The organism is Priestia sp. FSL H7-0729 (assembly GCF_038005685.1).
GTDB lineage: Bacteria > Bacillota > Bacilli > Paenibacillales > Paenibacillaceae > Paenibacillus.
On record NZ_JBBOTQ010000017.1, the window covers coordinates 55,346 to 77,651 of the forward strand.

Consider the following 22,306-nt stretch of genomic DNA (forward strand, 5'->3'; position numbering starts at 1 on the left):
TGATTCTTTAAAAATGATTTGTCGCTGATGATGGTGGAAGTGAATCTAAATAACTGATATTATTAGGAACAAATACGACATCATTTCAAAAGGAGAATCCGTTCTCATGGAGAAAAGCATCGCAGAAATGCAGCGTGAGGTTGATCAGTATATCTCCCAGTTCAAGGAGGGGTATTTCAGTCCTCTGGCCATGTTGGCCCGGATGTCTGAAGAGGTTGGGGAGCTTGCCAGGGAAGTGAATCATGAGTTTGGCGAGAAGCCAAAGAAATCTTCCGAAGCAGCCAATTCCATTGAACTTGAGCTTGGAGATATTTTATTTATCACGATTTGTTTTGCGAACTCACTGGGCATTGATCTAGCTGAGGCGCATGACAAAGTCATGCATAAATTTAACACCCGCGATGCCAATCGGTGGACTCCCAAAAACACCGATTAGGCGTAGATTACATATGCTGTACCATCACCCGATCGGGGAGGGTCAGCTTAATGATGAAACCGGAAGAATATATGCAGCAGGCTTACCGCTGTATATTGCAAAATGATTTTGAGCAGGCGATTCGTTGGTTCGAGTCAGCCATTCACGCTCATCCAAAACATGCGGAACTATATTATCGCTGTTCCATTACTCACGCCCGCAGCAAACATCTGGTTCCGGCGCTTGAATTTGCACGTAAGGCGGTTGAATTGTCGCCAGGAACAGAAGAGTATATTTTGCATCTGCAGACCTTGGAAGCGAAACAATTGACCTCCAGAGCGAAGTTGCTGTTGGAGCAGGCAGGGATTGCAACACAGGAGCGTTATGTGGAAGCGTCAACGCTTCTGCAAGAAGCGGTCAGACTTGATCCGCTCTCCGTGGAAGCTCATGTGATGCTTGCGCTGGCTTACAGTGATTTGAATGAATTTGACTATGCAATTCAGGCGCTCCGTGAGGCCATTTTACTCGACCCGCAGAATGAGCAGCTGCATCAGTTGTTACAGGAAATCAAGCAACGTATGAAATCCATTCAATAAGAATTCAATTGCAAAGATTTCTTTCGAATTGAAATGGATTCAACGAAATGATCTAACATAGTGAGGAGATGCAGTCAATATGAGTGAAGTAATTAGAGTTGCCGTGGTCGGAGCGGCTGGCCGAATGGGCCGTGAAGTTGTGAAATTGGTACTTCAGGACCCGGAATTGGAGCTTGCAGCGGCTGTCAACCGCTCCGGAGCAGGCACGGATGCAGGAACCCTAGTTGGTTTGCCGGAGTGTGGGGTGCTGGTGACTGATGATATCGAAATGGCGTTTGCCGAAACAAAACCTCAGGTTATGGTTGATTTTACAGTGCCGCAATATGCGTTTGCACATACCGAGATTGCGATTCGTCATGGGGTTAGACCTGTCATGGGTGTTACCGGCTTTACGCCGGAGCAGATTGAACAGTTGGACAAGCAGTGCCAGGACAAAGGAATTGGAGGGCTTATTGCGCCTAACTTTTCGATCGGTGCCATTCTGATGATGCGATTCGCAGCACAGGCTGCCAAACATATGCCGAATGTGGAGATTATCGAATATCACGGGGACCAGAAGCTGGATGCTCCTTCCGGAACAGCGATCAAAACGGCTGAACTTATTGCTGCCAATCGGGAAGAACTTCGTCAGGGTAACCCGAATGAGGAAGAAACGATCGAAGGATCGCGTGGCGGTTATTACAACGGCTTCCGAATCCACAGTGTACGATTGCCTGGCGTATTCGCACAACAGGAAGTTGTTTTCGGAGACTATGGACAGTCACTCAAAATTCGGCATGACTCCTACGAGCGCGCAGGTTATATGCCTGGTGTTAAGATTGGTGTGCAAAAGGTTATGGAATATACAGGAATGATCTACGGATTTGACCACTTTATCGACTAAAAGGAGATTGTCATGTTGAAAATAGCATTTATCGCCCATGATCGTAAAAAAGAAGAGATGGTTAATTTCGTGACAGCATATGAGCCTGTTTTTACGGACCATCAATTATATTCTACAGGAACCACAGGCCTTCGTATTATGGAAGGAACATCTCTGAAGATTCATCGATTCGAATCAGGCCCATTGGGTGGAGATCAGCAGATTGGAGCTTTGGTTGCACAAAATGAGATGGATCTGATTATATTCCTGCGAGATCCACTGATGGCACAACCTCACGAGCCGGATATCAATGCATTGTTACGTCTTTGTGATGTGCAGGGAATTCCACTTGCCACGAATATCGCAACCGCTGAGATTCTGGTTAAGGCACTGGATCGTGGCGATTTTGCCTGGAGAGAGCTGGTACATAAATACAAGCCGGAGGCTGGATTGAATTCAGGTGATTCCGAATGAGTCTGGATATTCTCATCTTTGGAGCACATGCGGATGATGCGGAGATTGGTATGGGTGGAACGATTGCTAAACATACCGCTGCTGGCTTGAAAGTAGGCGTGTGTGATCTGACTCGTGCTGAGATGTCCTCCAACGGAACAGTAGAGCGCAGAACCGAGGAAGCGGAGCAAGCCTCCCGCGTCCTCGGTCTTTCGTGTCGAACGAATCTGGGGCTTCCTGACCGTGGCTTGTATCTTACTCCTGAACATGTACAGGCAGTAACGGCTGAGATACGGCGTCATGCCCCTCGGATGGTATTTGCTCCGTATTGGGAAGATCGTCATCCGGATCATGTCAACTGCAGTAAGCTTGTGCAGGAGGCTGTATTTAACGCCAAACTTCGCAACTACATGTCGGACATGCCTGCCGTGCAGGTGAAGGAACTTTATTTTTACTTTATTAATGACATCGGGCCTACGGATTTGATTGTCGATATTACGGAACACTATGAGCAAAAAGAAACTTCATTGCTCTCTTATCGTTCCCAATTCGAACTGGGAGACGGAGCGGTCTCGACGCCATTGAATCAAGGGTATATTGAACGTGTAAGAGCCCGTGATTCCTTGCTAGGGCAGCGCAGTCTCATCCCGTTTGCAGAAGGTTTTGCTACAATTACACCTTACGTCATTCATCAATTTGGCTCGGGTGCCCAATAAACGATTTCACATTTTACGTTTAATGAAACGAAGGGTTTCATTAACATGGTGCATTATATCAACCTGCATGAAGCGGGAGATCAAAGGAGCGTCCACAGGATGGATAAAAAGCTAAAAATCGGCATCACCTGTTATCCGTCCCTCGGCGGGTCTGGCGTTGTTGCAACGGAGCTGGGCAAATTGCTTGCAGAACAGGGGCATCAGGTTCATTTTATTGCCAACAGTATTCCGTTCAGACTGGGTACGTTCCAGAAGAATATTTTTTATCACGAAGTTGAAGTAAATGATTATTATGTTTTCCGTTACCCTCCGTATGATCTGTCATTGGCAACGAAGATGGCTCAGGTTGCTAAGTCTCAGCAGCTGGATCTGCTGCATGTTCATTATGCCGTACCACACGCCGTATGTGCCTTTCTCGCGAAACAGATGGTAGGGGAAGGCCTGAAAGTAGTTACCACGTTACATGGAACGGATATTACGGTTCTGGCTCAAGATGAATCTCTGAAGGATCTGATTCGACTTGCCATTAATGAAAGTGACGCGGTCACTGCGGTATCCAAAGATTTAATTCGGGAAACGGTTGAATTGCTGGATATTCAGCGTCCAATCGATCTAACCTATAATTTTATTGACAAACGAATATATTATCCGCGGGATGCAGCCAGTCTGCGAAGAGACTTTGCTGCGCCCGATGAAAAAATATTAATGCACATTTCCAACTTCCGACCGGTGAAGAGAACCCAGGATGTGGTGGAGGTCTTCCGTCAGGTACAGGAGCAGGTTCCAGCCAAACTGTTATTTGTAGGTGAAGGGCCAGATTTGCCGAAGATGCAATGGAAGATTAATGATCTCGGCTTAAATGATAAGGTTCATTTCCTTGGCAAACAGGATGATATTGCTCAGGTCATCTCCATGGCTGACGTGTTGATGCTTCCATCGGAGAAGGAAAGTTTCGGACTTGTGGCGCTCGAAGCGATGGCTTGCGGCGTACCCACGATCGGTTCACAGGCTGGAGGAATTCCGGAATTGGTCTTACATGGCAAGACGGGTTACTTATCCGCGATCGGAGATACCCAATCCATGGCTGAGAACACCATCCGTTTGTTAACAGATGAACGTTTGGCTGCGGAGTTCAGGGAGGCGTGTCTTCAGCGCGCACATCATGACTTTTGCAATGATGCCATTCGGCATGAATATGAACAGATTTATTACCGCGTGCTTGGAAGAGAAGTTCCGAACTTGAAGCCAGTTTGCGGTTAATCAAATTTTTTGACGAAATGATACTGTGCATACCACAACAGGCAAGAGAAGAGGTGATATGTGGTGGTTCAATGGACACAGGTTGATCGTGAAATGGCAATTCAAAGTGAAAATGTACTCACAACTTTAAATAAACACGGCTACAAGGCATATTGGGTAGGTGGTTGTGTTCGTGACGAATTGCTGGAACGAGTTGTAGACGATATGGATATCACGACATCTGCTTCTCCCCAGCAAGTCATGGAATTGTTCGATGACTGTATTCCTACAGGTTTGCAACATGGAACGGTCACGGTGCGTTCAGGCAGTTATTACTTCGAAGTGACCACGTTTCGGACAGAATCCGAATATCAGGATAACCGCAGACCTGCTGCAGTGCAGTTTGTTCAGGATATCAAGGAAGATTTACAGCGGCGTGACTTCACGATGAACGCTCTTGCCATGGGCGTCACCGGGACAATTGTTGACCCGTTCGGTGGACAGACAGATATTAAGGAAGAGCGAGTCAGATGTGTAGGTTCTGCGATGGAACGATTTGGTGAAGATGCACTGCGGATGCTACGCTGTGTCCGGTTTGCATCGGTATTCGATTTCAAAATTGCTCATAATACGTGGAAAGGTCTAATAAGGCAGAAGGACCTGCTTCAACACATAGCGATGGAACGTGTACGGACCGAGATGGTAAAAATGATGTCGGGACCGCATCCATTAAGAGGGTTGGAACTGTTATACAGAAGTAATGCGCTTGCGCATATCAAAGCGCCGGTAAGCTCGGCCCGATTCAACAAGACGTTGTTATCCGATCTGGAACAGCTGTCAGGTGAGTATGTGATGCTCCGCTGGTCACTCATTTTGATAGCTGGCAGTTATAGCAAGGATGAAGCGGATGTATTATTACGTCAGTGGACATTCTCCAATGAACATCGTTCTCGTATAACAGGCGTCCTTCAGGTGGAGCAGTTGATTCATACTTCCGTTCAGGAGCAGAAGGATACGGTCAGTCTCCGTTCGGATTGGATCGTTACTGTTTTGGCTTGTGGTGTTCAGGCTGCGGATGATTGGCTTCGAATACAGTCTGTACTGCCAGCAGAATGGCGGAATCAGTCCGAACAGGCAGAAATGCAGACTGCTTTGGTTCAAGAACTTGCAGCCCAATGGAGTCAATCGATCCCTGTGCATGACTTGAAGGGGCTGGACATCACTGGCGAACAAGTGTTGCAAATGGTGCAGCGTAAAGGCGGGCCGTGGCTGGGTCAACTGATGAAACATTTGTTAAGAGAGACGGCAATTGGAACGATAGCGAATCAACATGAAGCGCTAAGTGCAGAAGTGAAGCGGGTGGTTCAAGATGACCAAGCATGAAGATCTGTTACATATGTTATTAAATGCAGAAGGACGATTCGTATCGGGTGAAGAGATTAGCCGTCATCTGTCCATCAGTCGGACTGCTGTGTGGAAACATGTGAACAAGTTGCGAGACATGGGTTATGAGTTTGAAGCTGTGTCCCGCAAAGGGTACCGTCTGGTGACGAAGCCGGATAGCATTGACGCTACTGCCCTCCAATTGGCGCTGGATACAACCGTATTTGGCCGTAAGGCTGTTCTGCTGACCTCGACCTTGTCTACGCAAGGGGATGTTCTGAAGTTAGCTGAGCAGGGGCAGGGAGAAGGTGCTGTGGTCATTGCGGAAGAACAAACGGGAGGCAGAGGACGTTTCGGGCGAAAGTGGTTCTCTCCTCCGGGTAAAGGAATCTGGATGAGCGTCCTGTTGCGTCCTGATTTACCGCTTCAGCACACGCCTCAGCTAACGCTGTTAACAGGGGTGGCTGTATGTCGTGCGGTGCGAGCTTGCACAGGAGCTGATGCGGGCATCAAGTGGCCTAATGATCTGTTAATTGATGGACGCAAGGTATGTGGAATACTGCTTGAATCCACGGTGGAAGATCATGAAGTCAGATACTGCATTGCAGGTATAGGTGTTGACGTAAACTTTGATCCCGAGGATTATCCGGAAGATTTGACCACAATCGCTACTTCGCTCAAGATGGAGACGGGGCAACCCATTGATCGGACCAAGCTTACGGCTGCCATTTTAACCGAGCTGGAACAGTTGTATTATTTGTACCAAAAAGAAGGATTTGGTGTGATCTCAGCTCTATGGGAGGCCCTGTCTGTATCGATGAATCGAGAGATTACAGTGACGAATCCTCATGGCGTCATTGAAGGGAAGGCTGTCGGTCTTGACCCTTCTGGGGCACTTATCGTGGAGAAGCATGATGGAGAGCACACACTAATCATCTCTGGTGAGATTTCCTGGAAATCATAAACAATTTGTCGAATTTTCACTGGTAAAATGAACATAAGACGTGAAGTTTGAGCAGAACTTTGGTATACTGTGTTCGTGAGGCGATATCGGCTAATGCAGACCGAATTGCACTCCCGTAACAGTAACCTTTGTTCTGCTTTGATGTGTTTTTGTAATAAGCAGATCGCAATGCAAGAATGAAATACGTTTAAGTGAGTTGTTGGATTCTGCTCTGAGCCGAAGAGGACCGAGACAGAAGGGACGATCGCAAGTGACTCTTTTTTGACTTTTCGGGACTTTTTAGTGGAAAACTAAAAGGTTTTTTTGTTGCGTTTTATTTGAAAAGAAGAAAGGAGCCATGAGAGAAAATGGCAAACAAACAAGCGATGAATATTGTGAAAATGAAAAAATACAAGCAGGATGGTGTGCCGCTTAGCATGATCACGGCTTACGATTATCCTACAGCACTCCTCGCAGAGGAAGCAGGTATCGATTTGATCCTGGTTGGCGATTCACTTGGCAATGTAGTGCTGGGTTATAACTCAACGCTTCCGGTGACCATCGACGACATGGTGTATCATACACGTTCCGTCGTACGCGGGGCTGAAAAAACGTTTATCGTGGCTGATATGCCTTTTATGACTTATCATGGCAGTGTGGATGAGACGCTTAAGGGCGTACGTCGACTGATGCAAGAGGGGCATGCCCATGCGGTTAAAATGGAAGGTGGAGTCGAAATAGCGGACACCGTGAGAGCCGTTGTGCAAGCAGGCGTGCCTGTTCTTGGACATATCGGTCTGACACCTCAATCGGTTAATCAGATTGGTGGTTACCGCATTCAGGGCAAGGATGCAGCGGATGCGAAGCGTCTGATGGACGAAGCCAAAGCTTTGGAAGCTGCAGGCGCCTTCGGCATTGTGCTTGAACTGGTTACGGAAGAAGTTGCTCGGGCGATCTCGGAGGAACTGTCCATCCCTACCATCGGGATTGGTGCAGGACGAGGCTGTGACGGTCAGGTACTGGTATTCCACGATGTGGTTCAGTACGCCTCTCCGTATACGCCCAAACGTTTTGTCAAAACCTATGGAGATGTAGGTACATTAATCAGAACCAGCATCGAAGCTTACGTAAAAGAAGTTAAAGATCGTTCGTTCCCGGCCGAAGAGCATGTATTCAATGCTGCGGATGGTGTTCTGGATCAATTGTATGGACAACGCAAGGAAAAGGTGGGAAGTAACTCATGAAAGTAATACGGACAATCGCAGAGTTAAGACAGGAGCTAAGCTTGAAGCGTCAAGCGATTCGATCCAATGCGTCCGTTGTAGGTCTGGTACCGACAATGGGGTATCTACATCAAGGTCATGCAAGCTTGATGCAAGCAGCCAGACAACAGAGCGATATCGTGGTATTAAGCATATTTGTTAATCCGATTCAATTTGGCCCTAATGAAGATTTTGACAGTTATCCGCGGGATGAAGCCAGAGATGTGGAAACAGCACGTTCACAAGGAGTGGATATCGTATTTATTCCCTCAGTTGAAGAGATGTATCCACAGGCAACACAGACGACGGTATCTGTTTCACAATTGACAGAGCGTCTATGTGGTGCTTCCCGTCCAGGACATTTTGACGGAGTAACGACTGTAGTCTCCAAGCTCTTCAACATTGTACAACCACAGCGTGCATTTTTTGGCATGAAAGACGCTCAGCAAGTTGCGGTCATTCAACAGATGGTGAATGATTTGAATATGCCTGTAGAAATTGTTCCCTGTCCCATTGTCCGCGAAGAGGATGGTCTTGCTCTCAGTTCACGTAATGTCTATCTTAGCGCAGAACAGCGTACACAGGCGTTGGTCCTGTCGAAGGCACTGCGCGCAGCTCAGGAAGCCGCAGATACGGGTATAGCTATAAACGCTGCAGATATCCGTCGTATTCTGCGCGAGCAGATTGCAACCTCATCGCTTGCAGTGATCGACTATGCTGAGATTCAGGCTTTTCCAAGTCTGGTGCCGCTCGCAGATCAGGAAGAGGTTCAAGGACGTGACGATCTGCTCATTGCACTTGCGGTGAAATTCGGAAAAACAAGATTGATTGACAATATAAGGTTGCAAAAATCGGAGGTACTGTCCCATGTTTAGAACACTCATGAAATCCAAAATTCACCGCGCTACGGTAACGGAAGCCAACTTGAACTATGTGGGTAGCATTACCATAGATGAAGACTTGATGGAAACATCCGACTTGATGGAAAACGAGAAAGTGCAAATTGTGAACAACAACAATGGTGCACGTCTGGAAACTTATGTGATTCCAGGACCGCGCGGAAGCGGGGTTATCTGTCTAAACGGCGCAGCTGCACGCCTGGTGCAACCTGGAGACAACGTCATTATCATTTCTTATGCCATGATGTCGCAAGAAGAGGCAAATACTCACAAACCAACCGTTGTATTTGTAGATGGACAGAATAAACCTGTACAAACCATGAAGCAGGAAGTCCACGCAACAATTATGTAATCGACTGGTAAGGAGAATGAAATCGGCCCTTGAAGCAAAAAATGAGTACAGGTCACTGCACTAATCCATTTTTTCAAGGGTGGGGATGCAACGATGTTCCAGCATGTTTTCGCAGAAATGAACGACATGTTAGATGAAATTATCAAGAGCTATCCTTCCGCTGAAGGCCTGAACAAACAAGAATTGCTGCAAAAGTGGAACTTGCTTAAGCGGATGAGTGACGGAATGCTGGATGAATGGCTGATGTTTGAAGAAAAGATGAGCCAGGTGAGGGAGCGGGAGATGGATAAGCCTGCTTCCCTTGAACCGGAACAGGAAGCTGTTACTGCTCTGCCTGAACTCCATCTGGAATGTTTCAGTCGAGGTCAGGGCTATTTCAAATTACAGATGTATTCGCAGGCGATCATGCAATTCTCCCGGGTTGTGACCGACCATCCGGAGAGTGCATTGACTCGTTTTTACCTGGCACTCGCATATCTGAATCTGGAACAAATGGCGGAAGCAGGGACACATTTGCAGCAGATCATGTACCTTAAGGGTTCACCTCGCTTGAAGGGGCTTGTATGTAATGCCCTAGGCTGTATTCAAGCAAAGCTTGCGAATCCGGAGGCTGCATGTTCACTTTTTGCACAGGCCCTTCAGTATGACCCGACATTGACCGAACCACTGTACAACATGGAAGCATGCAGGTTGAACAGGGGAAAATTGCAATATGCTAATCAGCTGACGACCCTTCATTAAGCGGGAATTCGGCGACAAAAAAACGGTGTTCCCTCCTTTGGCATAGCGGCGGGGACACCGCTTTTTTGTCAGTTAATTTTCAAATCCCCTTTTTTTTGCTATGCTGTAACATAGACTGAATGGAAGGGATCGTACATTGCAATGAAATTTGCCGTATTGGATTTCGAAACAACCGGCACGCAGTCCGACGGTGAGATTATACAGGCCGGACTTGCCATCATAGATCATGACAACAGCATAACTCAAATATATAGTTCTTATGTGAACCCTGGTGTCCCGATTCCCCCGTTTATTTCGGGGTTAACGGGTATTACCGATGAAGATGTGGCGGACGCTCCTTCACTCGAAGAGATGATGATGGAGATGGTTCCGCTACTTAACGATGTAGTGCTTGTTGGACACAACGTCGCTTTTGATTTTCACTTTTTGCAGAATGCTCTTGACCGTTGCGGTTATCTGCCGTTCACTGGCCGTATTCTGGATACTATTGATTTTCTGAAGATTACGTTCCCATCACTGGGTTCTTATCAACTCGGTTATGTGTCTTCTGAATTTGGATTTCAACATGATCGCCCTCATCAGGCAGACAGTGATGCACTGGCGACAGCCTATGTGCTGCTCAAGTGTCTGGATGAGTTAAAGGAACTACCGCTCATAACGATTCAGCGCCTCAGTGACCTGTTTGCACCAGAAGACAGTGACTTAGGCTGGTTCCTGGACGGGATGCGCAGTGAGAAGGAAGCAGAGCCGATCCAGGATCTCGATGGACACACCTATTATCGGCAGCTTGCTCTGAATGTAAGCGATTGGACTGATATTGGTGCACCACGTGATGAGCGGGAGGGCAATCCCCTCGAAGGTGTAACCTTCGAACAATTCATGGACCAGGTTCGGGAGAACCTGAAGGATACGCTGGATCACTACGAAGAGCGTGAAGCGCAAACTCAGATGTTCAGCAGTGTAAGGCAAGCCCTGGATGAAGAGAAACATCTCTTGATCGAAGCTGGAACGGGTACCGGTAAATCTCTGGGTTATCTGTTACCTGCTATTTACGAAAGTGTGAAGCAAGAACAGAAAGTCATGGTCAGCACGCATACGATCAATCTGCAGGAGCAATTGAGAGAGCGGGACATTCCAATGCTGACCCAAGTGGTTCCGTTTCCGTTTAAGGCTGCTGTATTCAAGGGACGTGGACATTACCTGTGCCTGCGCAAATTTGAACACAAAATCAATAAACGTGAATTTGCCACACCCAAAGAGGATTATTTCACAGCCGCTCAGATGATCGTTTGGCTTACACAGACCGAAACTGGAGATGATGAGGAGCTTAACCTTAGCGGACGCGGAGGCGACTTCTGGGAAACGGTACAGAGCGAATCCGAGTCATGTCTGGGAAGATCCTGCCCATGGTTCCGCAAATGTTTCTATCATCGCGCCAAACATGAGGCCGGGTTGTCTGATATCGTCATTACCAATCACTCCAAACTGTTTACGGATGTGAAAGCAGCGCATCAGCTGTTGCCAGCCTATGAGAGTCTTGTGATCGATGAGGCCCATCATCTCGAGGATGTAGCGGGTAAGCATCTTGGAATGCATATGAAATATTTCACGTTGGTTCATACCCTGACCCGTCTGTTTAAAGACAGTCGTAATGGACAACTGCCTATGCTTCGTTCGCAGTTATCCGGGCATGAGAATTCGGCGCAATGGGGCTCCATGGTGGATCAGATGTTCCCGCTGGCGGTTGAGGTTAAAGAACTGTGGGATCGAATGAGTGATGCCCTGTTCGGTCTGTTGCCTGAACGAAGTGATGCTTCACCAGGCGAGACAGGGCAATTTTCACTGCGTCTAAAGGCCTCTCAAAAACCTGCAAAATGGCAGGAGTTGCAGGATCTGGAGAATCAGATCTATGTAACTCTGGGTGATCTGGTTCGCAAAGGGGACAAATTGCTGCTTGAGGTGAAAGAGGATCAGGATGATTATCAATCAGATAGTCTGATCACGGACATTACAGGACTGCTGAAAGATCTGACCACATTGAAGGAGAATCTGCGTTTCTTCATGCGTATGGATGATGCGAAAACGGTGTACTGGATGGAAGCCAGCGGTCAGTTCCGCAGTAAATCGCTTCAACTGTATGCCGTACCTGTAGATGTCAGTGCACAACTTAAGGATTTGTTTTTTGATAAAAAGAAAAGCGTTGTGCTTACATCGGCTACACTCTCCGTGGATAAGTCATTCCAGTTCATGATTGAGCAGCTTGGCTTACAGGAAGCCTCTGAGAATAACCGGCTGTTAACGTCGATGCTACCGTCACCATTCAATTATCGCGATCAGGCGCTTCTCGTAATTCCGCGTGATTTCCCGAGTGTGAAGGGCAGTGTGGGTGATGCGCACTTTGTCAATATGCTGGTGCAGTCACTCGCAGAGACCGCAATTGCCACGCGTGGACGCATGATGGTTCTGTTTACTTCATACAAGATGCTGCGACAGGTCTATGATCCGCTGAAAGAGGCACTGTCTGGTAATGACATCTCGTTGTTGGGCCAAGGTGTGGACAGTGGAAGCCGCTCCAAGTTGACTCGCAGGTTCCAGGATGCCAAAGCTACGGTACTTCTGGGCACCAGCAGCTTCTGGGAGGGTGTAGATATCCCGGGAGAAGCACTGACCTGTCTCGCTATTGTGCGCCTGCCTTTCCAGCCGCCGAATCATCCTTTGGTGGAAGCCAAGAGTGAGTTGCTTCAGGAACAAAAGAAAAATCCGTTCATGAAACTGTCCGTGCCACAAGCGGTCATACGTTTCAAGCAAGGATTTGGCCGATTGGTGCGTACAGCGAAGGACAGAGGTATTGTCATTGTTTATGATACTCGGGTGATTGAAGCGTACTATGGTAAATTCTTTTTATATTCATTACCTGGTCCAAAAATGGAGCATATGCTCACGGAGCAGATGGTTCCACGAATTACCGAGTGGTTAGAAAAATCTGCTAATGAACAAGAATAATGGTTGTTTTTTTCGTTATATCATTGCATGACATGATCGATTGGCGTTAAACTTTATTAGATATTTCCGTATCCGATTAAAGCAGTTGCACGTAAGAACTTATAACCTAAATTACAAGGAGCATTCTGTATAAAATGTCACATCTATCTCTGAGTTTATACAGAATGCTCATCTTTTCATCTATTATTTTATTGTAGGCTTGGTAAGGGGGAGCAAAAATGAAATCGGATAAAATTTCGGAAGCGGTGGTACGACGTCTGCCTGTATACTTGCGCTATTTGAGCGAGTTACATCAGCGTGAGGTGGCTACTGTTTCTTCTCAAGAGCTTGGACAGCGGCTGGATCTGAATCCGGCCCAAATTCGAAAAGACCTGGCTTATTTCGGTGATTTTGGTCGTAAAGGGATCGGGTATGATGTTTCCTATTTGATCGAGAAGATTCGTCACATTCTCAAAATCGATCAGCAAATCAATGTAGCTCTGGTAGGCGCGGGTAACCTCGGACAGGCCTTGTCCAACTACAACGCATATCTGAAAGACAACATGAAGATTGTTGCTGTATTCGATGCATATGGACCGAAGATTGGTAGTCAAATCAACAGTTTGAAGGTAAAACCAATGAACGAATTAACGGAAGCGGTTAAAACGGATAACATCCGCATCGGGATTATTACCGTTCCGGATACGGAAGCCCAAAATGTAGCTGATCAGCTGATTGAATCCGGAATCGAAGCGATACTTAATTTTGCACCAACTATTCTAAAAACACCGCCGCACATCCGCATTCACCATGCTGACTTTACAACGGATCTGCTAAGTTTGGCCTATTACTTGGAGACTGGAAAGGACGACGAGCAAGATGACAACAAATAGATGGGTAATCCACAACGGCAAATTTGCCGTGAATGAAGGCGCAACTTGGAATGTAGTTCAAGGATACATGGTTGTCGAGAATGACAAGATTGTGCATATTGGTGAGACATTGCCGGATGGAGACGAGAATTGTACCAAAGTGGATGGAAAAGGATTGTTCTTCCTGCCGGGTCTGATCAATACGCATGGTCATGCAGCGATGTCATTGCTTAGAGGGCACGGAGATGATCTGGCGTTGCAAGTATGGTTGCAAGAAAAAATGTGGCCGATGGAAGCGAAAATGACTTCAGAAGACGTATACTGGGGAACTTCGCTATCTGTGCTTGAAATGTTGAAAGGTGGAACTACAGCTTTCCTGGACATGTATGATCACATGGATCAAGTTGCCAAAGTGGTGGAACAATCCGGCGTTAGAGCAGCACTGGCACGTGGTGTAATCGGGCTGTGTTCGGAAGAAGAGCAATTGCGGAAACTGGAGGAGTCGGCAGCGTTTGCACGTGAGTGGAATGGACAGGCAGATGGTCGCATCACAACCGTAATCTCACCACACGCACCATATACATGCCCTCCTGACTACATAGAGAAGCTTGTACAGGTCGCAAATGACCTTAACCTTCCTCTGCATACACATATGTCGGAAACGCTGCGTGAAGTGGAACAGAACGTTACAGACTATGGACTGCGTCCTGTGGCACATCTGGAGAAACTGGGCTTTTTCTCCCGTCCATCCCTGGTTGCACATGCGGTGCATCTGAATGATGAAGAGATTGAAATTTTGGCCCGCCATGATGTGGCTGTATCCCATAACCCGGGAAGTAACCTGAAACTTGCTTCCGGTGTTGCGCGGGTACCAGCACTGCTGAAAGCAGGAGTTACGGTGTCACTCGGAACAGACGGACCGGCAAGCAACAACAACTTGGATATGTTTGAGGAAATGAGATTGGCTGCATTGATCCACAAAGGTGTGTCTGGTGACCCGACGGCCGTGCCAGCGGGCGAAGCGTTACTACTCGGAACTTCATATGGTGCTAAATCCATCTTCCTGAACAACACCGGAGCGCTTCAGGTAGGCATGAAGGCTGATTTCATCGCCCTGGACATTGAACAGGCACACTTCTACCCACATACAGACCTGATCTCACATACGATCTATTCGGCCTCTGCCAAAGATGTGGAGCACGTATGGGTGGACGGTAAACAAGTGGTTAAACATGGCGAATGTCTGACGCTGGATGAAGAGCGCATTTTGCGTGAGTCTCAATTGGCATTTGATGGTTTGCTTGCTCGTTAATTGCATTGCAGAGCATCATAGGGAAAGGAAGTTCGGCTTTTGAAGAAAAAAAAGAAGTGGATATGGATTTCGCTGCTTGCACTGGTTCTGATTCTGTTTGGACTTCAGCGTTATTACGTGTATGTCACACAGGACCAACGCAAGGAAGAAGCGCTCGCCATACAGGCAGCACAGGAGCAACTGGGCATTACATCTCATGATGAATTGCGTAAGTACATCTGGGGAGATAAAGAAGGCTCTGACAACATCTACTGGACCCTGACCGGCAAAAATAAGGATAACCAGGATGTTATGGTCTGGGTTAAATTCGATGCAAACAATCAACCCGCTAAGGGTGCTAACGCTATACACAGTGAGCTGCTGCAGAATGGCATGTCCGAAGCACAGATACGCAATCGCTTTGGCTCCGAAGTTCCTGCCGGTGAGATTAAACGAATCATGCCCGGTGTTGTGAATGGAATATATGTGTGGCAAGTGTATTATAAAGACGGTACGCATAACCACTATCGGTTTTATCGTTTTAGCAATGGAGAACAGGTGGACTTGGTCTATACACTCCCGAACAGTTAGAACCGATAGAGTAACTTAGCTAGAGAATCATAGAGATGAAAGAACCGGCAGACGGATATCCGACTGAACCGGTTCTTTGTGTTGCCTGTGAACAGTTTTGATTTAAATAGTTAAAATTAATAATTTATTCATATTTTCGCCTTCGAAATTGTATATACGATGTGATATACTCAGATATGTACTCAAAGTTACATTCATAAACAAATAAACCTGTCGAAATTCTCGCAGGAGTCAATGTGCACATATTCGTATATACCAATAAGCCAGTAGGTTGGGCCAAAATCTGGGAGGGGTAATTCACTTGAAGCTAAAAGTATTGCCTATTGCTTTAACTGCCGTCATTTCAGCCGTTGTGTTGTTTGGAGGTTGGTTTGTGTATCGTCAGGTGGCTTTGCAGAATCCGATTGAAAAAATGGTTACCCAGTACGATGGAGTCAATGACGTTCAATTAACTATTAACCGCAATGACGTACAATTGAAACTCGATCTGAAACCTGATGTTGATTTGGGCAGACTGGTCCAATATATTCACAAAGAAGGACAGACCTTGATTGGAACCCGTTCACTCAAGTTGGATGTTGTGGATCATTCCAGTGAAGCACTGGAAAGTTGGTGGGGTGATGCGATGTTTACCGTAGCTCAGGCGATGGAGAACAAACAGTACACCGAGATTACACCAACATTGTCGAAGATGGCTACGAATGGAATAAAGGTAAATACAGCGATGGATGACAACAATGTATATGTCAGTCTCAGAGACGGAGATGCCAGCAAGTTTATTATTCTGCCGCGTGTGCCCGGTCAGATAGGAGTGTGGCCTAATGCCTAAGTGGACCAAAGAAATTGCCATTGGATTTGTCCCCGTGTTGATTATTTTTCTTGCTTTTACTGGTGTTAATATTGTTCCGATTCTAATTGCAGCGGTGTTTGTTGGAGCTTTGTTGTTCATGATGCAAATGCGTGGCGGGATTACCGTAGGTGCTGCACAGGAGCGTAAACGGAAGAAAAAAGGTCCTTCTAAGCTTACTTTTGAAGAAATTGGTGGTCAGGACAGTGCCAAGCAGGAATTGCGTGAAGCGCTTGATTTTCTCATCAAACATGAAGAAATCCGCAAGTTCGGGATTCGCCCGTTAAAAGGGATTCTGCTGACAGGCCCTCCAGGGACAGGAAAAACGTTGATGGCCAAAGCGGCTGCGCATTACACCGATTCTGTTTTCGTTGCTGCATCGGGCAGTGAGTTTGTGGAAATGTATGTCGGCGTAGGTGCCAGCAGAATTCGGGATTTGTTCAAGGATGCGAGAACCCGTGCTACCAAGGAAAATAAAGAAAATGCCATTATATTTATCGATGAGATTGATGTCATCGGAGGTAAACGTGAGGGTGGACAACAGCGTGAGTATGATCAGACGCTGAACCAGCTCTTGACGGAAATGGATGGAATCTATTCTTCCGATACGCCAAGAATACTGGTTATTGCTGCAACGAACCGCAAAGAAATGCTGGATAGCGCACTGACTCGTCCAGGACGTTTTGACCGCCACATTCAAGTAGACTTGCCTGACAAGAAAGGCAGAAAGCATATTTTGGAACTGCATGCGGTGAATAAACCTCTGATGAAGGAATTGAATCTGGAGAAGACAGCCGAAGAATCGTATGGTTTCTCCGGTGCGCAGCTTGAAAGTGTGATGAACGAAGCAGCGATATACGCCATGCGGGATGGGCTGTTACACATAGAACAACGGCATTTGTCTCTGGCTATTGATAAAGTTATGATGGGTGAGAAGACAGACCGTGAGTCCAGTGTGGAAGAGAAGAAAAGGGTCGCCATCCATGAATTGGGACATGCCATTATGGCTGAACTTGTTCGTCCAGGCAGTGTTAGCCAGGTAGCGCTTAGTCCCCGTGGGCAGGCTCTCGGATATGTTCGTCATAACCCGCAACAGGAACAATTTCTTTATACGAAGCGCTTTCTGGAAGAACAGATCATGATTGCACTCGGAGGGGCAGCTGCGGAGGAAATGTACTATGGTGGACGTTCGACAGGTTCACGCAATGACTTCGATCAGGCTACCAATGTGGTGCAAACGATGATGGCTTCCGGGTTGACTTCTCTTGGGATTGTGAACATGGATATGGTCACAACCGAGGAACTCATGCGAGAGAATAAATTAATTTTGCAAGAACTGATGGAACAGACAAAACGGTTGCTTGAAGAACAACGGACAATTTTCGACAATTCACTCGACATCTTGATTCGTGAAGAAGTATTATCTGGCGAACAATTTCGTTGTCAATTTCGTGACAGTGCCCTTTTACCAGCATAATTTATTTATGCTGGTTATTTTTTTTTACATTTCACTCGTGCTAAGATATTATTATATGTTGGGTCGAAATTTGTAATTTTCGGCGAACAGGGTACAATAGAGAAATAGAGAACCGAAAGGATGGAGCAGAACCATGTTTTTCAAAAAAATAGGAGTTGTCGGCGGCGGTACGATGGGGCAAGGTATTTCCCAGATGCTCGCAGCCAAAGGACTTGATGTGCTTCTCGTGGAGCATACAACACAAAAGCTGGATCATGCATATAACATGATCGAAACCAATTTGGATAAACAACTGGAGAAATGGGCGATTACCAAAGCGGAGAAGAAATTGATTCTTTCCCGTATTACCAAGGTAGCTCATTTGGCTGAACTTGGAACTTGCGACATGGTCATTGAGACGATTTCAGAAGATCTGGATGCGAAAAAAGCAGTATTCAGTCAACTGGACCAAGTATGTCCAAGCAATGTCATTCTGGCAAGTAATACATCCACGCTGAGTTTGACCGAGCTTGCAAGCTCGACCAAATACCCAGAGCGTGTTATTGGTATGCACTTTATTCACCCGGTATCCCGGGTTGATCTTGTAGAGATTATTCGTGGACTGAAAACTTCGGATTCAACATTCGAAGAGACCAGACGTTTTGTAGAAGAAGTAGCGGACAAAAAAGGAGTCATGATCTATGAATCCCCTGGATTCGTAACTTCCCGTCTGATCTGTCTGTTGATTAACGAAGCGTTGCATGTATTACAAGAAGGTGTTGCATCTGCTGAAGATATCGATGATGCAATGCGCATCGGATACAACTTCCAACATGGACCACTTGAAATGGCTGACCGTTTCGGATTGGATTCTGTTGAAGCTGCACTCGAAAGAATGTTCCGTGAATTCGGAGAATTGAAATATCGTCCTTCCACGGTCCTGAAGAAAATGGTGCGTGCAGGACACCTGGGTGTCAAAACAGGTGAAGGATTCTTCAAGTACGACAAGGATGGTGACCGACTGTGAAAGTACTCGTAATTAATGCGGGGAGTTCCTCGCTCAAATATCAACTGTATAACATGACTGACGAATCTGTCCTGGCTAAAGGTCTGGTAGAGCGGATCGGAATGGATTCCTCCATTCTGACGCACAAACCGACAGGCCGTGAGGATGTTACAGAAGTTAGTGAAATTCTGGAACACACAACAGCAATCCGTAAAGTCATCGATATTTTGACTCACAAAGAAAATGGTGTACTGGATTCTGTAAGTGAAATTCAAGCTGTTGGACACCGCGTTGTTCACGGTGGTGAAGCATTTAAAGAATCTGCTCTGGTAGATGATGCAGCCAAAGCTGAAATTCGTCGTTTGTTCGACTTGGCTCCACTTCATAACCCTGCAGCAATGATGGGTATTCGTGCGGCTGAAGCCAATATGCCGGGTGTGCCACAGGTTATGGTATTTGATACAGCGTTCCATCAAACCATGCCGGAAAAAGCATATCTGTATGCAATTCCGCGCGTACTTTACAAAAAATATAAAGTACGTCGCTACGGCGCTCATGGTACTTCCCATGATTTCGTAAGCAAAGCTGCTGCTGAGTATCTGGATCGTCCAGTGGAAGATCTGAAAATTATCACATGCCACGTCGGTAACGGTGGTAGTGTAACAGCAGTTAAAGGTGGCGTGTCCGTGGATACTTCCATGGGTATGACTCCACTTGAAGGTCTGATGATGGGAACGCGTTCTGGTGACCTTGACCCAGCCATCGTACCTTATGTCATGAACAAGGAAGAACTGAGCGTAAGCGAAGTGAACTCCATGCTGAACAAACACAGTGGATTGCTTGCCATCTCCGGAATCAGCAGTGACATGCGTGAGATTACGGAAGGTATGGAGAATGGCGATGCTAACTCCACACTTGCTTTCGAGATGTACGAATACCGTCTGCGTAAATACATCGGTTCATATGCAGCAGCTATGAACGGTGTAGATGTGATTGTGTTTACAGCTGGTGTAGGTGAGAACTCCGTTGTTCTTCGCCAAAAAGTATGTGAGCAACTCACCTATCTGGGTGTTGAATTGGATGAAGCGCTGAATGCCATTCGTTCTGGCGAACCACGCCGGATCACAACAGCGAATTCCAAAGTGGAAGTTCTCGTTGTGCCAACTAACGAAGAATTGGTCATTGCACGCGATACACACCGAATCGTATTGAATTCTCAGTAATCTAACTGTAAAGTAAATATAGAATGACAAGGAAGTGCAGAGGACAGGCATAAGCCTGCCCGCTGCATTTTCAAATTCAGGAACCAAGGGGAGATATGGGCATGAATACGAATTGTGTAATTCGTAATGTGAACGAGCATGTGGGCGAAACCGTAACAATCGGTGCCTGGATTAACAACAAACGTTCCAGCGGTAAAATTCAGTTTTTGCAGCTGCGTGATGGAACCGGATATATCCAAGGGGTTGTTGTGAAAAGTGAAGTTAGTGAAGAGATCTGGAACAATGCCAAGAGCCTGACGCAAGAAAGCTCTTTGTACGTTACAGGTATCATTCGTGAAGAACCTCGCAGTGCATCCGGTTACGAGATGACTGTTACAGGGGTTGAGATCATTCACCTGACTGAAAACTATCCCATTACACCTAAAGAGCACGGTGTTGATTTCTTGATGGACCATCGTCATCTATGGCTTCGTTCCACGAAGCAACGTGCCGTTATGGTGATTCGTGCAGAGATTATTCGCGCTGTTCAGCAGTTCTTTGATGGTAACGGATTCACACAAGTTGATCCTCCGATTCTGACACCATCGTCTGCGGAAGGAACGACGAACCTGTTCCACATCAAATACTTTGATGAAGATGCTTATCTGACGCAAAGTGGTCAATTGTACATGGAAGCAGCAGCCATGGCGCTGGGTAAGGTATATTCATTTGGCCCAACATTCCGTGCTGAGAAATCCAAAACACGTCGTCATCTGATTGAGTTCTGGATGATTGAGCCGGAAATGGCATTTGTAGATCACGAGGAAAGTCTGCGCGTACAAGAGAAGTTTATCGCTCATGTCGTTCAATCCGTGGTGAAAAACTGTCGTGCAGAACTGGAATCCATCGGTCGTGACGTATCCAAGCTCGAAGGCATCGTAGCGCCATTCCCGCGAATTACGTATGATGAAGCAATTGAGTTCCTGCATGGACAAGGCTTTGATATTCCTTGGGGAGAAGACTTCGGTGCACCGCACGAAACAGCGATTGCTGAGAAGTACAATACACCAGTCTTTATCACACATTACCCTGCTGGAATCAAGGCGTTCTATATGAAACCAGATCCGAATCGTCCAGAAGTTGTTCTCTGTGCGGATATGATTGCACCAGAAGGCTACGGAGAGATTATTGGTGGTTCGCAGCGTATTGATGATCCGGAATTGATGCAACAACGTTTTGAGGAACACAATCTCTCGGATGAAGCTTACCAATGGTATCTGGATTTGCGTAAATACGGATCGGTTCCTCACTCCGGTTTCGGTCTGGGATTGGAGCGGACGGTAGCATGGATCTGTGGATTGGATCATGTACGTGAAACAATCGCATTCCCACGTATGCTCTATCGTCTGTACCCTTAATGCTTAACCGTGGAGCGTCTATGGAAGACACTACATCGAAAGCTTGGTTGGATGGAGCTGCTTATGGCATGACTTCGGGTACAGCCCATCTGCCGTATGCCTTGTTACGTTTTTATCACCAGCTTGGCCTATCAGATGCAGAAGTGCTTCTTCTGATTCAACTGCTAGGGTTCCGTCAGGCAGAGTTCAATGAGTTTCCCACGCTTGAAGAGCTTGCGGCGCGTATGGGACTTGGACCTGAAGGCATTGCCAGAATGTTGCAACGTCTGATGAGGGATGGATATATCGCTATTGACGAGCATCGTGACGAGGAACGTGACATCCAGTACGAGCGATATGACTTACATGGATTATATGCCAAGCTTGCAGCGTGCACTGCGGAAGAAGTAGCCGCATTCCGTGCGGAGCAGCTGAGCAGCAGTACAGCACGTCAAGATTCGAACAGTGTTCAAAAAGAAGAGGAAGAACGGAACATGTTCTCCATTTTTGAAAAAGAATTCGGACGTCCGCTCTCTCCAATGGAGTGTGAGACGATATCCAGCTGGTTGGATCAGGACCGTTACCAAGAGGAATTGATTCTAATGGCTCTGAAGGAAGCGGTTTTTGCAGGCAAAGTACATTTCCGGTATATCGATCGAATACTGCTTGAGTGGAGCCGTAATCGTGTCAAGACCGTTCAAGATGCGAAGGCTTACACGCAGAGGTTTCGTAATGGTGGACGTTAATTCAAGTGTAGACAGGCACAACAAACAGGCCAGAAGTCATTCTGTGCCTGTTTTT

General features: G+C 46.6%; 22 protein-coding genes. All 22 read left to right on the plus strand.

Translation table 11 applies throughout. The features are described 5' to 3' along the window. Positions 1 to 106: 106 nt before the first annotated feature. The 22 genes from MHH93_RS25215 (at position 107) to MHH93_RS25320 (ending at position 22,251) form a co-directional block, all read left to right on the plus strand. Positions 107 to 436 (plus strand): nucleotide pyrophosphohydrolase, encoded by a 330-nt coding sequence (locus MHH93_RS25215; RefSeq protein WP_017687732.1) that lies wholly within the window; start codon positions 107 to 109, stop codon positions 434 to 436. 50 nt (positions 437 to 486) lie between these two features. Then, positions 487 to 1,011: a tetratricopeptide repeat protein gene (locus MHH93_RS25220; RefSeq protein WP_500056247.1), complete on the plus strand. Its 525-nt coding sequence runs from the start codon at positions 487 to 489 to the stop codon at positions 1,009 to 1,011. A gap of 79 nt (positions 1,012 to 1,090) precedes the next feature. Continuing rightward, complete coding sequence (gene dapB, locus MHH93_RS25225; RefSeq protein WP_500056248.1) at positions 1,091 to 1,894, plus strand: 4-hydroxy-tetrahydrodipicolinate reductase; 804 nt, start codon at positions 1,091 to 1,093, stop codon at positions 1,892 to 1,894. A 12-nt stretch (positions 1,895 to 1,906) separates the two neighbouring features. Continuing rightward, entirely contained in the window at positions 1,907 to 2,347 is a 441-nt protein-coding gene (gene mgsA / locus MHH93_RS25230) for a methylglyoxal synthase (RefSeq protein WP_017687735.1), read from the plus strand. Beyond that, positions 2,344 to 3,042: a bacillithiol biosynthesis deacetylase BshB1 gene (gene bshB1, locus MHH93_RS25235; protein WP_500056249.1), complete on the plus strand. Its 699-nt coding sequence runs from the start codon at positions 2,344 to 2,346 to the stop codon at positions 3,040 to 3,042. The genes mgsA and bshB1 overlap by 4 nt, the downstream gene beginning before the upstream one ends. A 99-nt stretch (positions 3,043 to 3,141) precedes the next feature. Further along, positions 3,142 to 4,302, plus strand: a complete 1,161-nt coding sequence (bshA, locus tag MHH93_RS25240) for an N-acetyl-alpha-D-glucosaminyl L-malate synthase BshA (RefSeq protein WP_500056250.1) — start codon at positions 3,142 to 3,144, stop codon at positions 4,300 to 4,302. Positions 4,303 to 4,365: 63 nt separating this feature from the next. Then, the gene (locus MHH93_RS25245; RefSeq protein ID WP_500056251.1) at positions 4,366 to 5,664 is read left to right on the plus strand and encodes a CCA tRNA nucleotidyltransferase; all 1,299 of its coding nucleotides are present in this window, start codon (positions 4,366 to 4,368) and stop codon (positions 5,662 to 5,664) included. Further along, on the plus strand, positions 5,651 to 6,628 hold the full coding sequence (locus MHH93_RS25250; RefSeq protein ID WP_500056252.1) for a biotin--[acetyl-CoA-carboxylase] ligase: 978 nt from the start codon (positions 5,651 to 5,653) through the stop codon (positions 6,626 to 6,628). The genes MHH93_RS25245 and MHH93_RS25250 overlap by 14 nt, the downstream gene beginning before the upstream one ends. A 347-nt stretch (positions 6,629 to 6,975) precedes the next feature. Beyond that, positions 6,976 to 7,851 carry a 3-methyl-2-oxobutanoate hydroxymethyltransferase gene (gene panB, locus MHH93_RS25255; protein WP_339307347.1) on the plus strand — a complete coding sequence of 292 codons (876 nt, stop codon included), beginning with the start codon at positions 6,976 to 6,978 and terminating at the stop codon, positions 7,849 to 7,851. Then, a complete protein-coding gene (gene panC / locus MHH93_RS25260; protein WP_500056253.1) occupies positions 7,848 to 8,744 on the plus strand; it encodes a pantoate--beta-alanine ligase in 897 nt (298 codons plus the stop codon). Before panB ends, panC begins: the two co-directional genes overlap by 4 nt. Continuing rightward, positions 8,737 to 9,120 carry an aspartate 1-decarboxylase gene (gene panD, locus MHH93_RS25265; protein WP_017687742.1) on the plus strand — a complete coding sequence of 128 codons (384 nt, stop codon included), beginning with the start codon at positions 8,737 to 8,739 and terminating at the stop codon, positions 9,118 to 9,120. The genes panC and panD overlap by 8 nt, the downstream gene beginning before the upstream one ends. Before the next feature lie 93 nt (positions 9,121 to 9,213). After that, complete coding sequence (locus MHH93_RS25270; protein ID WP_500056254.1) at positions 9,214 to 9,861, plus strand: tetratricopeptide repeat protein; 648 nt, start codon at positions 9,214 to 9,216, stop codon at positions 9,859 to 9,861. 141 nt (positions 9,862 to 10,002) lie between these two features. After that, a complete protein-coding gene (dinG, locus tag MHH93_RS25275; RefSeq protein ID WP_500056255.1) occupies positions 10,003 to 12,864 on the plus strand; it encodes an ATP-dependent DNA helicase DinG in 2,862 nt (953 codons plus the stop codon). A gap of 218 nt (positions 12,865 to 13,082) precedes the next feature. After that, a complete protein-coding gene (locus MHH93_RS25280; RefSeq protein ID WP_500056256.1) occupies positions 13,083 to 13,736 on the plus strand; it encodes a redox-sensing transcriptional repressor Rex in 654 nt (217 codons plus the stop codon). Then, complete coding sequence (locus MHH93_RS25285) at positions 13,723 to 15,027, plus strand: amidohydrolase (protein WP_500056257.1); 1,305 nt, start codon at positions 13,723 to 13,725, stop codon at positions 15,025 to 15,027. The genes MHH93_RS25280 and MHH93_RS25285 overlap by 14 nt, the downstream gene beginning before the upstream one ends. 39 nt (positions 15,028 to 15,066) lie before the next feature. Further along, positions 15,067 to 15,597, plus strand: a complete 531-nt coding sequence (locus MHH93_RS25290) for a hypothetical protein (RefSeq protein WP_500056258.1) — start codon at positions 15,067 to 15,069, stop codon at positions 15,595 to 15,597. Between the two features lie 301 nt (positions 15,598 to 15,898). Then, positions 15,899 to 16,426, plus strand: coding sequence for a hypothetical protein (locus MHH93_RS25295; RefSeq protein ID WP_500056259.1), 528 nt, complete (start codon positions 15,899 to 15,901; stop codon positions 16,424 to 16,426). Continuing rightward, a complete protein-coding gene (locus MHH93_RS25300; protein WP_500056260.1) occupies positions 16,419 to 17,921 on the plus strand; it encodes an AAA family ATPase in 1,503 nt (500 codons plus the stop codon). The genes MHH93_RS25295 and MHH93_RS25300 overlap by 8 nt, the downstream gene beginning before the upstream one ends. Before the next feature lie 133 nt (positions 17,922 to 18,054). Further along, entirely contained in the window at positions 18,055 to 18,927 is an 873-nt protein-coding gene (locus MHH93_RS25305) for a 3-hydroxyacyl-CoA dehydrogenase family protein (RefSeq protein ID WP_500056261.1), read from the plus strand. Continuing rightward, complete coding sequence (locus MHH93_RS25310) at positions 18,924 to 20,129, plus strand: acetate/propionate family kinase (RefSeq protein ID WP_036607607.1); 1,206 nt, start codon at positions 18,924 to 18,926, stop codon at positions 20,127 to 20,129. The genes MHH93_RS25305 and MHH93_RS25310 overlap by 4 nt, the downstream gene beginning before the upstream one ends. 101 nt (positions 20,130 to 20,230) lie before the next feature. Next, positions 20,231 to 21,526: an asparagine--tRNA ligase gene (gene asnS / locus MHH93_RS25315; RefSeq protein ID WP_017687752.1), complete on the plus strand. Its 1,296-nt coding sequence runs from the start codon at positions 20,231 to 20,233 to the stop codon at positions 21,524 to 21,526. 20 nt (positions 21,527 to 21,546) lie between these two features. Next, a complete protein-coding gene (locus MHH93_RS25320) occupies positions 21,547 to 22,251 on the plus strand; it encodes a DnaD domain protein (RefSeq protein ID WP_500056262.1) in 705 nt (234 codons plus the stop codon). The last annotated feature ends 55 nt before the right edge of the window (positions 22,252 to 22,306 follow it).

Bases quoted from the DNA above. Each gene is read 5' to 3' on its own strand.
- panD (WP_017687742.1), top strand. From the start codon at position 8,737: ATGTTTAGAACACTCATGAAATCCAAAATTCACCGCGCTACGGTAACG.
- dinG (WP_500056255.1), top strand. From the start codon at position 10,003: ATGAAATTTGCCGTATTGGATTTCGAAACAACCGGCACGCAGTCCGAC.
- MHH93_RS25300 (WP_500056260.1), top strand. From the start codon at position 16,419: ATGCCTAAGTGGACCAAAGAAATTGCCATTGGATTTGTCCCCGTGTTG.
- MHH93_RS25280 (WP_500056256.1), top strand. From the start codon at position 13,083: ATGAAATCGGATAAAATTTCGGAAGCGGTGGTACGACGTCTGCCTGTA.
- dapB (WP_500056248.1), top strand. From the start codon at position 1,091: ATGAGTGAAGTAATTAGAGTTGCCGTGGTCGGAGCGGCTGGCCGAATG.
- MHH93_RS25270 (WP_500056254.1), top strand. From the start codon at position 9,214: ATGTTCCAGCATGTTTTCGCAGAAATGAACGACATGTTAGATGAAATT.
- MHH93_RS25215 (WP_017687732.1), top strand. From the start codon at position 107: ATGGAGAAAAGCATCGCAGAAATGCAGCGTGAGGTTGATCAGTATATC.
- MHH93_RS25285 (WP_500056257.1), top strand. From the start codon at position 13,723: ATGACAACAAATAGATGGGTAATCCACAACGGCAAATTTGCCGTGAAT.
- panC (WP_500056253.1), top strand. From the start codon at position 7,848: ATGAAAGTAATACGGACAATCGCAGAGTTAAGACAGGAGCTAAGCTTG.
- asnS (WP_017687752.1), top strand. From the start codon at position 20,231: ATGAATACGAATTGTGTAATTCGTAATGTGAACGAGCATGTGGGCGAA.
- panB (WP_339307347.1), top strand. From the start codon at position 6,976: ATGGCAAACAAACAAGCGATGAATATTGTGAAAATGAAAAAATACAAG.
- bshA (WP_500056250.1), top strand. From the start codon at position 3,142: ATGGATAAAAAGCTAAAAATCGGCATCACCTGTTATCCGTCCCTCGGC.
- mgsA (WP_017687735.1), top strand. From the start codon at position 1,907: ATGTTGAAAATAGCATTTATCGCCCATGATCGTAAAAAAGAAGAGATG.
- MHH93_RS25305 (WP_500056261.1), top strand. From the start codon at position 18,055: ATGTTTTTCAAAAAAATAGGAGTTGTCGGCGGCGGTACGATGGGGCAA.
- MHH93_RS25320 (WP_500056262.1), top strand. From the start codon at position 21,547: ATGGAAGACACTACATCGAAAGCTTGGTTGGATGGAGCTGCTTATGGC.
- bshB1 (WP_500056249.1), top strand. From the start codon at position 2,344: ATGAGTCTGGATATTCTCATCTTTGGAGCACATGCGGATGATGCGGAG.
- MHH93_RS25220 (WP_500056247.1), top strand. From the start codon at position 487: ATGATGAAACCGGAAGAATATATGCAGCAGGCTTACCGCTGTATATTG.
- MHH93_RS25250 (WP_500056252.1), top strand. From the start codon at position 5,651: ATGACCAAGCATGAAGATCTGTTACATATGTTATTAAATGCAGAAGGA.